12 protein-coding genes and 1 other RNA gene are annotated in these 12982 nt (G+C 67.2%); 9 read left to right on the top strand and 4 right to left on the bottom strand.

Annotation, left to right across the window (positions count from 1 at the left end; translation table 11 throughout):
* Nucleotides 1-2 precede the first annotated feature (2 nt).
* A complete protein-coding gene (locus tag ACQR1D_RS26585) occupies nt 3-422 on the bottom strand; it encodes an HIT family protein (RefSeq protein WP_315715346.1) in 420 nt (139 codons plus the stop codon).
* Nucleotides 423-566: 144 nt separating this feature from the next.
* Between ACQR1D_RS26585 and ffs the strand changes: the two genes are divergently transcribed.
* From ffs to ACQR1D_RS26560, 5 genes are all read left to right on the top strand, one after another.
* An RNA gene (ffs, locus tag ACQR1D_RS26580) (signal recognition particle sRNA small type) lies at nt 567-663 on the top strand.
* Nucleotides 664-809: 146 nt separating this feature from the next.
* Nucleotides 810-2648 carry a DNA polymerase III subunit gamma/tau gene (locus ACQR1D_RS26575; RefSeq protein WP_434838488.1) on the top strand — a complete coding sequence of 613 codons (1839 nt, stop codon included), beginning with the start codon at nt 810-812 and terminating at the stop codon, nt 2646-2648.
* A 103-nt stretch (nt 2649-2751) separates the two neighbouring features.
* Nucleotides 2752-3072: a YbaB/EbfC family nucleoid-associated protein gene (locus tag ACQR1D_RS26570; RefSeq protein WP_315715348.1), complete on the top strand. Its 321-nt coding sequence runs from the start codon at nt 2752-2754 to the stop codon at nt 3070-3072.
* A gap of 25 nt (nt 3073-3097) precedes the next feature.
* Entirely contained in the window at nt 3098-3697 is a 600-nt protein-coding gene (gene recR, locus ACQR1D_RS26565; protein ID WP_315715349.1) for a recombination mediator RecR, read from the top strand.
* Between the two features lie 20 nt (nt 3698-3717).
* The gene (locus ACQR1D_RS26560) at nt 3718-4143 is read left to right on the top strand and encodes a hypothetical protein (protein ID WP_434838668.1); all 426 of its coding nucleotides are present in this window, start codon (nt 3718-3720) and stop codon (nt 4141-4143) included.
* A 167-nt stretch (nt 4144-4310) separates the two neighbouring features.
* Here the strand turns inward: ACQR1D_RS26560 and ACQR1D_RS26555 are convergent, their stop codons facing one another.
* Complete coding sequence (locus ACQR1D_RS26555; protein ID WP_315800482.1) at nt 4311-5693, bottom strand: AmpG family muropeptide MFS transporter; 1383 nt, start codon at nt 5691-5693, stop codon at nt 4311-4313.
* 43 nt (nt 5694-5736) lie between these two features.
* Nucleotides 5737-6969 carry a DNA recombination protein RmuC gene (locus tag ACQR1D_RS26550; protein WP_434838489.1) on the bottom strand — a complete coding sequence of 411 codons (1233 nt, stop codon included), beginning with the start codon at nt 6967-6969 and terminating at the stop codon, nt 5737-5739.
* 169 nt (nt 6970-7138) lie between these two features.
* Between ACQR1D_RS26550 and def the strand changes: the two genes are divergently transcribed.
* The 4 genes from def to ACQR1D_RS26530 all read left to right on the top strand — a co-directional run bounded on the left by def (nt 7139) and on the right by ACQR1D_RS26530 (nt 11805).
* Nucleotides 7139-7666: a peptide deformylase gene (def, locus tag ACQR1D_RS26545; RefSeq protein ID WP_315800481.1), complete on the top strand. Its 528-nt coding sequence runs from the start codon at nt 7139-7141 to the stop codon at nt 7664-7666.
* A gap of 137 nt (nt 7667-7803) precedes the next feature.
* Nucleotides 7804-8739: a methionyl-tRNA formyltransferase gene (gene fmt, locus ACQR1D_RS26540; protein ID WP_316239314.1), complete on the top strand. Its 936-nt coding sequence runs from the start codon at nt 7804-7806 to the stop codon at nt 8737-8739.
* A gap of 116 nt (nt 8740-8855) precedes the next feature.
* Nucleotides 8856-9593 (top strand): tRNA pseudouridine(38-40) synthase TruA, encoded by a 738-nt coding sequence (gene truA / locus ACQR1D_RS26535; protein ID WP_434838490.1) that lies wholly within the window; start codon nt 8856-8858, stop codon nt 9591-9593.
* Between the two features lie 154 nt (nt 9594-9747).
* A complete protein-coding gene (locus ACQR1D_RS26530) occupies nt 9748-11805 on the top strand; it encodes a methyl-accepting chemotaxis protein (RefSeq protein WP_434881935.1) in 2058 nt (685 codons plus the stop codon).
* 17 nt (nt 11806-11822) lie between these two features.
* On the opposite strand, the gene dapE is transcribed toward ACQR1D_RS26530, so the two are convergent.
* Entirely contained in the window at nt 11823-12977 is a 1155-nt protein-coding gene (dapE, locus tag ACQR1D_RS26525) for a succinyl-diaminopimelate desuccinylase (RefSeq protein WP_434881934.1), read from the bottom strand.
* Nucleotides 12978-12982 lie beyond the last annotated feature (5 nt).

Genomic DNA, 12982 nt, shown 5'->3' with positions numbered 1-12982 from the left:
TCTCACCCTAGCCAGATCTTGCGCCTGATAGCGCTGATGAACTGCTGCACCTCCTGCGCATCGTGGGGCACAGGCGGCGCGGCGCCCCACACCGGTCGCGGCCAGGCCACGTCACTTGTGCGTCGCGCGATGATGTGGACGTGCAACTGCGGCACCATGTTGCCGAGCGCGGCGACGTTGAGTTTGTCGCATTTGGTGATCTCTTTGAGCGCGCGTGACGCCCGCGTGATCTCGGTCATCAGCTGCGCCTGCGCGACCTCGTCGAGATCGATGATCTCGACCGCGCCCTCGCGCCGCGGCACCAGCAGCAGCCAGGGATAGTTCGCGTCCTTGATCACCAGCACGCGGGACAGCGGCAGGTCGCCAATGTCGATCGTATCCTTCGCAAGTTGCGGATGCAGCGACCAGGCTGATTCGGGCATGCGGCGGTTCCTGGCGGATGGTCAGGCGGGGGCTCGACGGCACCTAAGGCCTTTCCGAGCTGCGGCACAAGCCCGCGGGGCGGTAGACGAGGCCGGCGAAGCTCGCGCTTGCTTTCCGGACCGTTTGGCCCCAAATAGGCAGCGGGAGATTGGCGGTGGACGAGCCACTCGCCAACCGGGTCAGGTCCGGAAGGAAGCAGCCCTAACGAGGTCCGGATCGGGTCGCTCGTCAGTCTCCTACCTGTTTTCTCGAGCGAATCGCGCAAAGATGGCGGGGACCCCGCGCAGGGCGGGCGCTCGACCGCGCACCGGCTGATTGCGTCGAGGCTGATTGCGTCGACGATCGCGATCGATGTCGGCCTGGAATGCTCACTTGCGGATCGCTCGATGACCGACGCTGGCGCCCCACCTGTTCCGCCTGACAGCGCCGACGCTCCCGCCAAGCCCTACCGGGTGCTGGCGCGCAAATACCGCCCCTCCAGCTTCGCGGATCTGATCGGCCAGGAGGCCGTGGTGCGCACCGTCTCGAACGCGTTCGAGACCGGCCGGATTCCGCAGGCCTGGATCCTGACCGGCGTCCGCGGCGTCGGCAAGACCACCACCGCCCGCATCCTCGCCCGCGCCCTGAACTACGAGCTGCCCGACGGCTCGGTGAAGGGCCCGACCATCCACATGCCGGTGCTCGGCACCCATTGCCAGGCGATCATGGAAAGCCGGCACATGGACATCCTGGAAATGGACGCGGCGTCGCATACCGGCGTCGACGATGTCCGCCAGATCAATGACAGCGTGCGCTATGCGCCGGCCAGCGCGCGCTACAAGGTCTATATCATCGACGAAGTCCACATGCTGTCGACGGCGGCGTTCAACGCCTTCCTGAAGACCTTGGAGGAGCCGCCGGAGCACGCCAAGTTCGTGTTCGCCACCACCGAGATCCGGAAAGTCCCGGTCACGGTGCTGTCGCGCTGCCAGCGCTTCGATCTGCGCCGGGTCGAGGCCGACGTGCTGATGAAGCATCTTGCTGGCATCGCGACCAAGGAAGGCGTCACGATCGAGCCCGAGGCGCTCGGCATCATCGCCCGCGCCGCAGAAGGCTCGGTGCGCGATTCGCTGTCGCTGCTCGATCAGGCGATCGCGCATAGCGCCGGCGAGGTCCGCGCCGACGATGTCCGGCAGATGCTCGGCCTCGCCGACCGCACCCGCGTCATCGATCTGTTCCACCATCTCGCCAGCGGCGACATCGCCGCCGCCTTCAAGGAATTCCGCGAGCAGTACGACGTCGGCGCCGACCCCGTGGTCGTGCTGTCCGACCTCGCCGAGTTCGTCAACTTCGTGACCCGGGTGAAGGTCGTGCCGGCGACCGCTGACAATGTCGCCTTCAGCGAGACCGAGCGGCTGCGCGCACGCGACTTCGCCACCAAGCTGTCGATGCGCGTGCTGTCGCGGATGTGGCAGATGCTGCTCAAGGGCATCGCCGAGACTCAAGGCGCGACGCGGCCTGCGGCTGCGGCGGAAATGGTTCTGGTCCGCATCGCCTATGCCGCCGATCTGCCGACGCCTGACGAAGCCATTCGGATGATCGACCAGAACGGTGGCGGCTCGCCAATCGTCACGAACGGCGGCGGGGCGCGCCCTGCGCCGGCATCCACCATGAGCGCGGGAACGCCGCCTGTGATGGCGCCGGCGCCGATGCAGGCGCCGCGCGCGCAAGGCCCGACGCTCGCCGCGGTCGGCGGTTCGATGCGACCGCAGGCGATGGCATCGCAGCCGTCACCGGCATCGCAGGACCAGCCCGCGCTGCGCCTAGCGAGCTTCCAGGAACTCGTCGCGCTGGCCGGCAAGAATCGTGACCTGATCACCAAGAGCGCGCTCGAGATGGACGTGCGGCTGGTCCGCTTCGAGGAGGGACGGCTGGAGATCGCGCTGGAACGGACGGCGCAGCGCTCGCTTGTCTCCGACCTCGGCCGCAAGCTGGAGGACTGGACCGGCCGGCGTTGGACGGTGATCGTGTCCAACGAGCCGGGCCAGGCGACCTTGCGCGAGCAGAACCTGCGCGCCAAAAGCGAACGCGAGGCGGCGGCAGAGGCCGATCCGCGCGTGCAGGAGATCCTGGCGCGGTTCCCCGGCACCAAGGTGGTCGAGGTGCGTCGGCTCGCCCCCGAGCCGCCCGAATCGGACGCCAGTGCTGTCGAGCCGCCCGACGAGTCCGACGATGACGATTTCTAGAGCATGATCCGGAACAGTGAAAACCGGTTTTCCTCGCGACAAACGCCAAAGGCGTTTGCGCGGAGATCATGCTCAACCAGAAGGCTGATGATGAGGTGCTCCGATGGCTGACTTTCTCGGCATGATGAAGCAGGCGGCACAGCTGCAGACGAAGATGCAGGAGATGCAGGAAGAGCTCGGCAATGTCGAGGTCGAGGGCATCTCGGGCGGCGGGCTGGTCGCCGTGCGCATGACCGCCAAGATGGACGTGAAGAGCATCAAGATCGATCCGTCGCTGCTGAAGCCGGAGGAGGCCGAGATCCTGGAGGACCTGCTGGTCACCGCGCATGGCGATGCGCGGCGCAAGGCGGAAGCCGCGATGCAGGAGAAGATGCAGGCCATCACCGGCAAGCTCGGCCTGCCGCCGGGCTTCGGCTTCGGTTAGTTCGCTCGATGATCGTCGTGAACTGATGGCCGTCGCCGGTCCTGAGATCGAACGCCTGATCCAGCTGCTCGCGCGCCTGCCCGGCCTCGGGCCGCGCTCGGCGCGGCGTGCCGCGCTGCATCTGATCAAGAAGCGCGAGGCGCTGATGGTGCCGCTTGCCTCGGCGTTGCAGGTCGCGATCGACCGCATCCAGGTGTGCAAGACCTGCGGCAACATCGATACCCAGAATCCCTGCACGGTGTGCACCGATCCGCGGCGCGATCCCGCGATGATCGTCGTCGTCGCCGATGTCGCCGATCTCTGGGCGCTGGAGCGCGCCAAGGCCTCGAACGGCCGCTATCACGTGCTCGGCGGCACCTTGTCGCCGCTCGACGGCGTCGGTCCGCAGGATCTCACCATCGACGCGCTGGTGCAGCGCGCCCATGCGCCGGAGGTGCAGGAGATCATCCTCGCATTGAACGCGACGGTCGACGGCCAGACCACCGCCCACTACATCACCGACCTCCTGCAGGAGGCGAATGTCAAGGTCACGCGGCTGGCGCATGGCGTGCCGGTCGGCGGCGAGCTCGACTATCTCGACGAAGGCACGCTCTCGGCCGCGATGCGGCAGCGGACCTTGTTCTAGGCACAGACGAAAGTGGAATGATGACGAAACGCGGATTCGGCAAACGGCTGGCTTTGGGCGCGATTCTGGCGGTACTCTCGGCGCCGTCGGTGCTGGCGCAGCAGAGCGAGGCATCGCAGAAGGCGGGGCGTCCGCTCAATGCCGGTGACGTGCTGTCGGGCGAGCTGACGGCGCTGAAGCTGAAAGGCGCCAAGCCGGGCCAGCCCTCCGCGGCCTATCAGATCACCAGCGAGCCGCGCCGTCTGCCGCCGCCGAGCGGGTTGTGCAATCTCGAGACCGGCCCGGAGACGTTCCAGCTCGTCACCGCGAACACGGCTCAGGCGTCTCAGCTCAAGGGGCTGCTCGGCAAGCAGATCGCGGTCAAGGTCGACGAGATCGCCTGCGCCCAGGATGCGGGACAGATGAGCGAGGCGGTCGTGACCAAGTGGAGCTTGGTGAAGCGTTGAGGCCGCTGGGAGCATTCACGCGAAAGCAGCGCCACGATTTCCGCTGTCATCGCCTGGCTTTGACCGGGCGATCCAGCACGCCGCGGCCTCGCGGTTGATCGCCGACGTCTCTGCAATCCCGGATCACCCGCCTTCGCGGATGATGACAGTCTAACCCCAGGCGGCAGCTAGACCTTCACTGGCCCCAATTCATCGAAATGGCCGCGCCTCTGCAGCCAAGCAAGCAGCACGAGGCTCGGGATCGCGACGAGTGCGCAGATGACGAAGAATGTAGGCCAGCCGGTCGCTTTCGCCACATAGCCCGCGCCCGATGACAGGTAGGTTCGTCCAACCGCGGCGAGCGCGGTGAGCAGCGCATATTGGGTCGCGGTGTGCAGCGGGTTCTGGCACAGCGCAGAGAGATAGGCGACGAAGATCACGGTGCCGATCGCGCTGGTGAAGTTCTCCGCAGAGATCGCCAGCGCCAGCGCCCATTGATTGACGCCGACGATGGCGAGCCATGAGAACGACAGGTTGGCCAGCGCCTGCACGATGCCGCCGATCCACAGGCTGGTGGCGAGCGAATAGCGCCGCGCGACGAAGCCGCCGGCAAAGCCGCCGGCGAGCGTGGCGGCGAGGCCGACGCCTTTCACGATCGCTGCGTAGTCGACCTTGCTGAAGCCGAGATCGATCACGAACGGCGCGGTCATCGTGCCGGAGAAGGCGTCGGTGAACTTGAACAGCACGACGAAGGCGAGCGCCGTGAGCGCATCACGTCGGCTGAGGAACTCGACGAAGGCTCCGGCGGCCGCATGCATCACGCGGGTGAGCGCGGTGTCCGCGCCCATCGCGGCCTCCGCCTGCTGCGACTGTGCCGGCTCGGTCGCCGCGAGGGCCGTGATCGTGCCAATCAGCACCATTCCGGCCATCGCGACATAGCCCCACATCCAGGACGACGGACGCGTCAACCCCGAGTTCTCGAATGCACTGACCACCACCAGCGCGCCGGCGGTCGAGACCAGCATGCCGATGCGGTAGGCGGCGACATACGCCGCCATGCCCGCGGCTTGCTCGCTCTCCGGAAGGCTCTCGACGCGGAAGGCATCGACCACGATGTCCTGGGTCGCCGACATCGCGGCGACCAGCAGCGCGGCCAGCGCGACCATGAACGGCGCATGCGCCGGGTCAGTCACGGCCAGCAGCAGGATGGCCGCGATCAGCAGCAATTGCGCGAACACCAGCCAGCCGCGCCGCCGCCCGAAGGCGCGCGTCAGCAGCGGCACGTGCAGCGCGTCGACCAGCGGCGCCCAAAGGAATTTCAGCGTGTAGGGCGTGCCGACCAGCGCGAACAGCCCGATGGTCCCGAGATCGACGCCGAGCTCGCGCATCCAGATCTGAAGCGTCGAGCCGGACAGCGCCAGCGGCAGACCTGAGGAGAAGCCGAGGAACAGCACCACGAGCACGCGCGGCTGCAGGTAGACGGCCATGCTCTCGCGCCAGGTGGGGGCGGGCTTGGCCTCAGGCTTTGCAGCGGTTGCTCTGATGTCGGAGGCGGCGTCAGGTGCGGTCATCGGTGGGTGGTAGCAGATCTGGACAGCTTTCGCGACGCCGCGGTCATTCCCCCGCCTGCATCCGCCCCGCCAGCGGAAACAGGTCCGGCGTCGCGCCCGCGCCCGGCGCAATGCGCGGAGAGTCCGCCGGCGCATCCGGCTTGCTGAAATCGAGCTCCTCGATCCGCGCGGCGCGCTTTTCGATCTTGTCGGCGGAGATGAGGATCTGGCGGATGTCCTCGCCGACATCGCCAAAATGCTTCTGCAGCTTGAGCACGCGCTCGCGCAGGCGGCCGAGGTCGTCGCCGAGATGGATGACCTCGTTGCGGATCTGGTCGGCGGCGTCGCGGATGCGCGCGTCCTTCATGATCTGCTGCATGACCTGGATCGCGAGCATCAGCAGCGACGGCGACACCAGCACGACACGGGCGCGATAGGCTCTCTGGATGACATCGTCGAAGCCGTCATGGATCTCGGCGTAGACCGATTCCGACGGCACGAACATCAGCGCCGTGTCCTGCGTCTCGCCGACCACGAGGTACTTCTCGGCGATGTCGTTGACGTGGCGCAGCACGTCGGTGCGCAGCCGCTGCGCGGCGGCGCGCTTCTCCTCTTCGGTTTCGGCATCATGCAACGCGGTCACGGCTTCCAGCGGAAACTTCGCGTCGATGCACAGCGGCCTGGTGTCGGGCAGGAACACGACGCAGTCCGGCCGCTTGCCGCTGACGAGCGTGTACTGGAAGGCGTAGCTGCCCTTCGGCAGCCCGTCCTGGACGATCGCCTCCATGCGCGCCTGGCCGAATGCGCCGCGCGACTGCTTGTTGGCGAGCACGTCGCGCAAGGTCGTGACCTGTGTCGTGAGCTCGCTGAGATCGCGATGCGCGTTGTCGATGATGCCGAGCCGCTCGTGCAGCACGCGCAAGGAATCCATGGTGTGGCGCGTGGTCTGCTCCATCGATTGGCCGACGCGATGGGTGACGGCGTCGAGCCGCTCGTTGACGCTGCGCGCCAGGTCCACCTGCCGCCCGGCAAGCAGCTGCGCCATCGCGTCGACCCGGCCGGAGGCCTCGCTCTGCACCCGGATCATCTCGCCGAACCGCTGTTCGATCTCATCGGCGCGCATCGCCTGCTGGGCCGCGAGCTCGGCGCCGCGCCGGCCGGAGCGCACCACGGCCGCGACGATCATCAGCAGCAGGAGCAGAACCAGCACGCCAAACCCGATCAGCGCGTCGCTGGCGCGCACCGGCAGATCGCCGATCATGACGACGACAGGATTGAGGGACTGGCTGGCGGTCATCACCCCCGTCTATCCGATTCGCAAGAGTTCGCGAACGAAGAGAGAACATTTATGGTTAAGGCCGGGTAAAGAATCATGGTTAGCGAGACATTGAAATTCATGGTTAGCGAAGTCTTAACTGCGAGCCATCACATTGACCGCGCCGGTTCCGCGGCTTAAATCGCGCGCCATGTCCCTAAGAGAAATCATCATCCTGCCGGACCGGCAGTTGCGGCTGGTGTCCAAGCCGGTCGAGAAGGTCACGCCGGAGATCCGGCAGCTGGTCGACGACATGTTTCAGACCATGTACGACGCGCCAGGCATCGGGCTCGCAGCGATTCAGGTCGCGCAGCCGCTGCGCGTCATCACCATGGATCTGGCCAAGCCCGACGCGAACGGGGAAGGCAAGCGCGAGCCGCGCGTCTTCATCAATCCGGAGATCGTTGCCAAGTCGGACGAGCTGTCGGTCTACGAGGAAGGCTGCCTGTCGATCCCCGAATATTACGAGGAGGTCGAGCGGCCGGCGCGTGTGCGCGTGCGCTTCACCGATCTCGACGGGCTGGTCCGCGAGGAGGATGCGGAGGGGCTCTACGCCACCTGCATCCAGCACGAGATCGACCATCTCAACGGCGTGCTGTTCATCGACTATCTGTCGAAGCTCAAGCGCGACCGCGTGATGAAGAAGTTCACCAAGGCCGCCAAGCGCGCCGGCGAGTAACGATCAACTCTCTCCCCCGTCATGCCCGGGCTTGACCCGGGCATCCACGTCTTGCCTCTCGCGTTGGCATTGCGACGTGGATGGCCGGGACGAGCCCGGCCAATGACGGCAGGATGAAGCCTTGAGGGGCGCACCAGATGCCGCTTCGCCTGATCTTCATGGGCACGCCGGATTTCGCCGTGCCGACCCTGCTCGAGCTCGCCGGCCACGGCCACGAGATCGTGGCCGTCTACACGCGCGCGCCGAAGCCCGGTGGCCGCCGTGGCTTGGCCTTGGTCCCGACTCCGATCGAGACCGAGGCGCGGCGGCTCGGCATTCCCGTGCTCACGCCGAAGACGCTGAAGACCGAGGACGCGCTGGCTGCGTTCTGCGCCCACCAGGCCGACGCCGCCGTCGTCGTCGCCTATGGCATGATCCTGCCGCAGGCGATTCTCGATGCACCAAAACTCGGCTGCTACAACCTCCACGCCTCGCTGCTGCCGCGCTGGCGCGGCGCCGCGCCGATCAACCGTGCCATCATGGCAGGGGACGCCGAAAGCGGCGTGATGGTCATGAAGATGGATGTCGGTCTCGACACCGGCGACGTCGCGATGGCCGAGCGTCTGCCCATCACTGACGCGATGACGGCGTCCGACCTGCACGATCGCCTGTCGCGCATCGGCGCCGACCTGATGGTGCGGGCGATGGCCGCGCTGGAGCGCGGCGGGCTGACGTTGACGAAGCAGGCCGAGGGCGGCGTGACCTATGCGGCCAAGATCGAGAAGGCCGAGGCGCGGATCGACTGGACGAAGCCGGCGCATACGGTGCTGCGTCACATCCACGGCCTGTCGCCGTTCCCCGGCGCCTGGAGCGAGGTCATGCTCGATGGCGAGGCGGCGCGTTTGAAGATCCTGCGCTGCGCGCTCGCCGACGGCCGGGGCGAGCCGGGCGCCGTGCTCGACGAGCAGCTCACCATCGCCTGCGCCGACGGCGCCATCCGCGTGACCGAGCTGCAGCGCGCCGGCAAGGGCCCGATGAAAGCCGCGGATTTCCTGCGCGGCACGCCCGTCGCGCCGGGCCGGCGCTTCGGCTGACCAATTCAGCTCGTCATGCGCGGGCTTGACCCGCGCATCCATCTCGCGAACAAGCTTCGTCCATGGATGGATTGCCGGGTCAAGCCCGGCAATGACGGCCAAACGCGATCGAGGCGATGCCCCGCTACAAGCTCACCATCGAATATGACGGCGCGCCGTTCTGCGGCTGGCAGCTGCAGGCGACCTTGCCGTCGGTGCAGGGCGCGCTGGAAGCGGCGGTGCAGGCGACCTGCGGCGTGCCGACGCGCGTGCACGGTTCTGGCCGTACCGACGCCGGCGTCCACGCCATGGGGCAGGTCGCGCATTGCGACATCGCCAAGGAGTTCCGCCCCGACAAGCTGCGCGACGCACTCAACGCGCATCTGCGGCCGAACCCGGTTGCGGTGCTCCATGCCGAGATCGTGCCCGACAGCTTCGAAGCGCGGTTCTCCGCGCGGAAGCGGCACTACCGCTATCGCATCGTCAATCGCCGCTCCAATCTTGCGCTCGAGGTCGGCCGCGTCTGGCGCGTGCCGCAGCGGCTGGATTCGGAGGCGATGCATGCGGCGGCGCAGCGGCTGCTCGGCAGGCATGATTTCACGACCTTCCGCGATACGGAATGTCAGGCGAAGTCGCCGGAGAAGACGCTCGATCAACTCGATGTCGTGAGGGACGGCGATGCGATCACCATCCTCACCTCCGCGCGCTCCTATCTGCATAGCCAGGTGCGCTCGATGGTCGGCTCGCTGGTGTGGGTCGGGCAGGGCCGCTGGACCGCAGATGATCTCGCCGCCGCGCTCGCCGCGCGCAATCGCGCCGCCTGTGGCGTCGTCGCGCCACCGGAAGGGCTCTATCTCGTGAAGGTCGACTATTGAGGTCGTTCCCGCGTGGAACCCGGCCCGTCGCGTACCGCGACGAGAGGCTGTCCTAATTAGTTGCTGCTTCGAGTTGCGCGATAGGCCTCATTAACTTCAAATTGAATCCCTCCCTGCTATCCGGACCTCAGGCTGCTCTCCAGCGAGGTCGATCGTGCGCATTCGTCAAGTCTTCCTGCTCTCTCTGCTGCTCGGGGCCGTCATCGGCCTGCTCGCCACCGTGCTGTTCGCCTGGCAGCAGCTGACCTCGCTGCAAGCGGCCCGGACCGCGGGCGCCGATGCGCAACTGCTGGCCGCCATGCTGCGGCTCCCGGAAAAGCTCAATGTGGAGCGCGCCTGGATCAATCCGCGACTGGCATCGGCCAACCCGGCGACGGCGGAGGAGCTCGCGGGGCTCAAGAAGATCACCGGCGGCTCCGATGAGGCGCTCGCCAAGGCGCGCAGCCTGGCGCAGCTTCGCGAGGACGTCGCAGCGCTCGATTCGATCGAGCAGAAGCTGCGCACGCTGCGCGGCGCGGCGCTCGATGCCGTGGCCGAGCCCAAGGCGTCCCGGTCGGAGGCCGTCGTCCGCGACTACGTGCCGCAGATGTTCACGGTCCAGGAAGCCACCGGCAGCCATGTCGAGGTGATCGTGCGCCGGATCAATGCGGCCAACCCCGCGGTCGGCCAGGCCGCGCGGCTCGCCGTGATCGGATGGGATCTGCGCGACTGGGCCGGCCGCGCCACCACGACGCTCATCCGCATGATCGCGACCAAGCAGCCGATGGCCGGCGAGCCGGCCGAGGCGCTCGCCGCGTTCAAGGGACGCATTGAGCGGATCTGGGCGACGGCTAAGCTTGCCGCTGCCGAGATCGATCAGAAGCCGATCTTCGCAGCGATGACCGGGGTGGAAAACGGCTATTGGGCGCGCGGCGGCGAGCTGTATACGTCGCAGGTGGCGCCGAATCGCGGCAAGGTGCTCGAGCTCGACCCCGATCAATTCCTGCGGTCGCTGTTTCCGATCCTCGACACCATCCTGCCGCTGCGTGATGCCGCGCTGACCGAGGCGCTGCGCCAGAGCGAGGCCGCGCTCGGCGACGCCCAGCTCCGCTTCGTGCTGGCGCTCATTCTGCTCGTCGTCAACATTGCCGCCGCTGCGCTCGGAACACTCTGGTTCAACGCTCGGGTCATCAAGCCTCTGTCCAACCTGACCGAGCTGATCGGGCGCATCGCCAGCGGCGCGCGCGATGTGGAAATCGCCTACCGCGACCGCACCGACGAGGTCGGTACGCTCGCCCACGCCATCGGCGTTCTGCAGGAGAAGTCGGCCGAGGCCGATCGGCTGGCGTTGCAGGGTGCCGATGCCGAGGCGCGGCGCGATGCGCGGCGGCAAAAGATCGAGGCGCTCACCCGCCGCTTCGGCGACGTCATCGACACGCTTTGCGGCCGGTTGAGCGACGCCGCCAGTGGCCTGAAACTCTCGGCCGAGACCCTCGACGGCTCCGCCAGCACCACGGCGTCACGTGCCACCGCCGTGGCCGATGCGGCGGCGCAGGCAACCTCCGGCGTCAACACAGTCGCGGCGGCCTCCGAGGAGCTCGACGCCTCGATGAAGGAGATCACCCGGCAGATCGCGGAAGCCGCGTCGGAATCCTCCAACGCGACCAGCCAGGCGCTCGACACCACCGACAAGGTCCGCACGCTGGCCGGCAGCGCGACACGCATCGGCGACGTCGTCCAGCTCATCCGCGCCATCGCCTCGCAGACCAATCTGCTGGCGCTCAATGCCACGATCGAGTCGGCGCGCGCAGGCGAGGCCGGCAAGGGTTTTGCCGTCGTCGCATCCGAGGTGAAGAGCCTGGCGTCGCAGACCAGCAAGGCTACCGAAGAGATCGAGAGCCAGATCGCCGCGATTCAGGACGAGACCGGCAGCACGGTCGCCGCAATCGAGAAGATCGCAGCCGTGGTGAATACGATCAGCGGCGTCACGGGAGCTGTCGCGACGGCCGTGGCCGAGCAGAGCGCTACGACACGTGAGATCGCCCGCAGCGTGCAGCAGACGGCGAGCGGTACCAACGACGTCTCGTCGTCGATTGCGCTGGTCAGCGCGGCCGCAGCCGAAACCCGCGGCTCGGCGCGCTCACTGCTCGATTCTGCTGCCAGCCTAGCCGGCCAGGCGACGGATTTGCGCCGCGAGGTCGATCAGTTCCTGGCGGAGGTGAAGGCCGCCTGATCGGAGCGGCACGCCGCTCACGCGAAGTAGCGATCGAGAATGCCGCGATAGATATTCGTCAGGGTGGCGATGTCGGCGACCGAGGCGCGCTCGTCGATCTGGTGCATGGTCTGGCCGACCAGGCCGAACTCGATCACCGGGCAGTAGCTCGAGATGAAGCGCGCGTCCGAGGTGCCGCCGGTGGTCGATAGCTCGGGCTTGCGGCCCGTCACGCTCTCGATCGCGGCAACCGCGAGGTCGGTGAACGGTCCGGGCTTGGTCAGGAACACGTTGGAGTTCGACGGCATCCAGTCGATGCGGGCGCGGATGCGGTTGCCGCAAGCCTTGGCCAGCCGCTGCTCGACCAGCGCGCGCAGCGACTCCTGCGTATGGCAGTCGTTGTAGCGGATGTTGAACTTCGCCCGCGCCAGTCCCGCGATGACATTGGTCGCGGTGTTGCCGACGTCGACCGTGGTGAATTCGAGGTTCGACGGCTGGAATTGCGCGCTGCCATGGTCGAGCGGCTCGTCCGAAAGCGCGACGATCAGGCGCGAGATATCCGGGACCGGGTTGGAGGCGCGGTGCGGGTAGGCGACGTGGCCCTGCTTGCCCTCGACGATCAGGGTGCCGGACTGCGAGCCGCGGCGGCCGATCTTGATGCAGTCGCCCATGACTTCTTGATTCGACGGCTCGCCGAGCACGCAATGGTCGAAGCGCTCGCCGCGCTCGGCCGCCCATTTCAACAGCTTGATGGTGCCGTTGATCGAGACGTCCTCCTCGTCGCCGGTGATCAGGAACGAGATCGAGCCCTTCGGCCGTCCACCATTGTCGCGCAGATAGTCGAGTGCAGCCGCCACGCTGCAGGCGATGCCGCCTTTCATGTCGACGGCGCCACGGCCATAGATGTAGCCGTCCTTGACCTCGCCGGAGAATGCGCCAAGGCTCCACGCAGCCTCGTCGCCGGGCGGCACCACGTCGGTGTGGCCGGCGAACGTGATGTGCGGCCCCTCGGTGCCGATCCGGGCGTAGAGATTGTCGACGTCGGCGGTGCCCGCTTCCGAGAAGGTCACGCGATGGGTCTGGAAGCCGGCTTGCTTCAGCAGGTCCTCGAGCACGCCGAGCGCCCCGGCATCGGCGGGGGTCACGGAGGGACAGCGGATCAGGTCGCGGGTGATGGTGAGGGCATCGGTCATGCCCT

It is taken from the genome of Bradyrhizobium sp. HKCCYLRH2047 (assembly GCF_051168175.1).
Classification (GTDB): Bacteria; Pseudomonadota; Alphaproteobacteria; order Rhizobiales; family Xanthobacteraceae; genus Bradyrhizobium.
The sequence above is the reverse complement of the archived record's forward strand: the minus strand, read 5'-3'. Positions and strand labels throughout refer to the sequence as shown.

Excerpts from the sequence above, each read along its gene's own strand:
- ACQR1D_RS26585 (WP_315715346.1), bottom strand. The coding sequence starts at position 422 with ATGCCCGAATCAGCCTGGTCGCTGCATCCGCAACTTGCGAAGGATACG.
- ACQR1D_RS26575 (WP_434838488.1), top strand. The coding sequence starts at position 810 with ATGACCGACGCTGGCGCCCCACCTGTTCCGCCTGACAGCGCCGACGCT.
- ACQR1D_RS26570 (WP_315715348.1), top strand. The coding sequence starts at position 2,752 with ATGGCTGACTTTCTCGGCATGATGAAGCAGGCGGCACAGCTGCAGACG.
- recR (WP_315715349.1), top strand. The coding sequence starts at position 3,098 with ATGGCCGTCGCCGGTCCTGAGATCGAACGCCTGATCCAGCTGCTCGCG.
- ACQR1D_RS26560 (WP_434838668.1), top strand. The coding sequence starts at position 3,718 with ATGACGAAACGCGGATTCGGCAAACGGCTGGCTTTGGGCGCGATTCTG.
- ACQR1D_RS26555 (WP_315800482.1), bottom strand. The coding sequence starts at position 5,693 with ATGACCGCACCTGACGCCGCCTCCGACATCAGAGCAACCGCTGCAAAG.
- ACQR1D_RS26550 (WP_434838489.1), bottom strand. The coding sequence starts at position 6,969 with ATGACCGCCAGCCAGTCCCTCAATCCTGTCGTCGTCATGATCGGCGAT.
- def (WP_315800481.1), top strand. The coding sequence starts at position 7,139 with ATGTCCCTAAGAGAAATCATCATCCTGCCGGACCGGCAGTTGCGGCTG.
- fmt (WP_316239314.1), top strand. The coding sequence starts at position 7,804 with ATGCCGCTTCGCCTGATCTTCATGGGCACGCCGGATTTCGCCGTGCCG.
- truA (WP_434838490.1), top strand. The coding sequence starts at position 8,856 with ATGCCCCGCTACAAGCTCACCATCGAATATGACGGCGCGCCGTTCTGC.
- dapE (WP_434881934.1), bottom strand. The coding sequence starts at position 12,977 with ATGACCGATGCCCTCACCATCACCCGCGACCTGATCCGCTGTCCCTCC.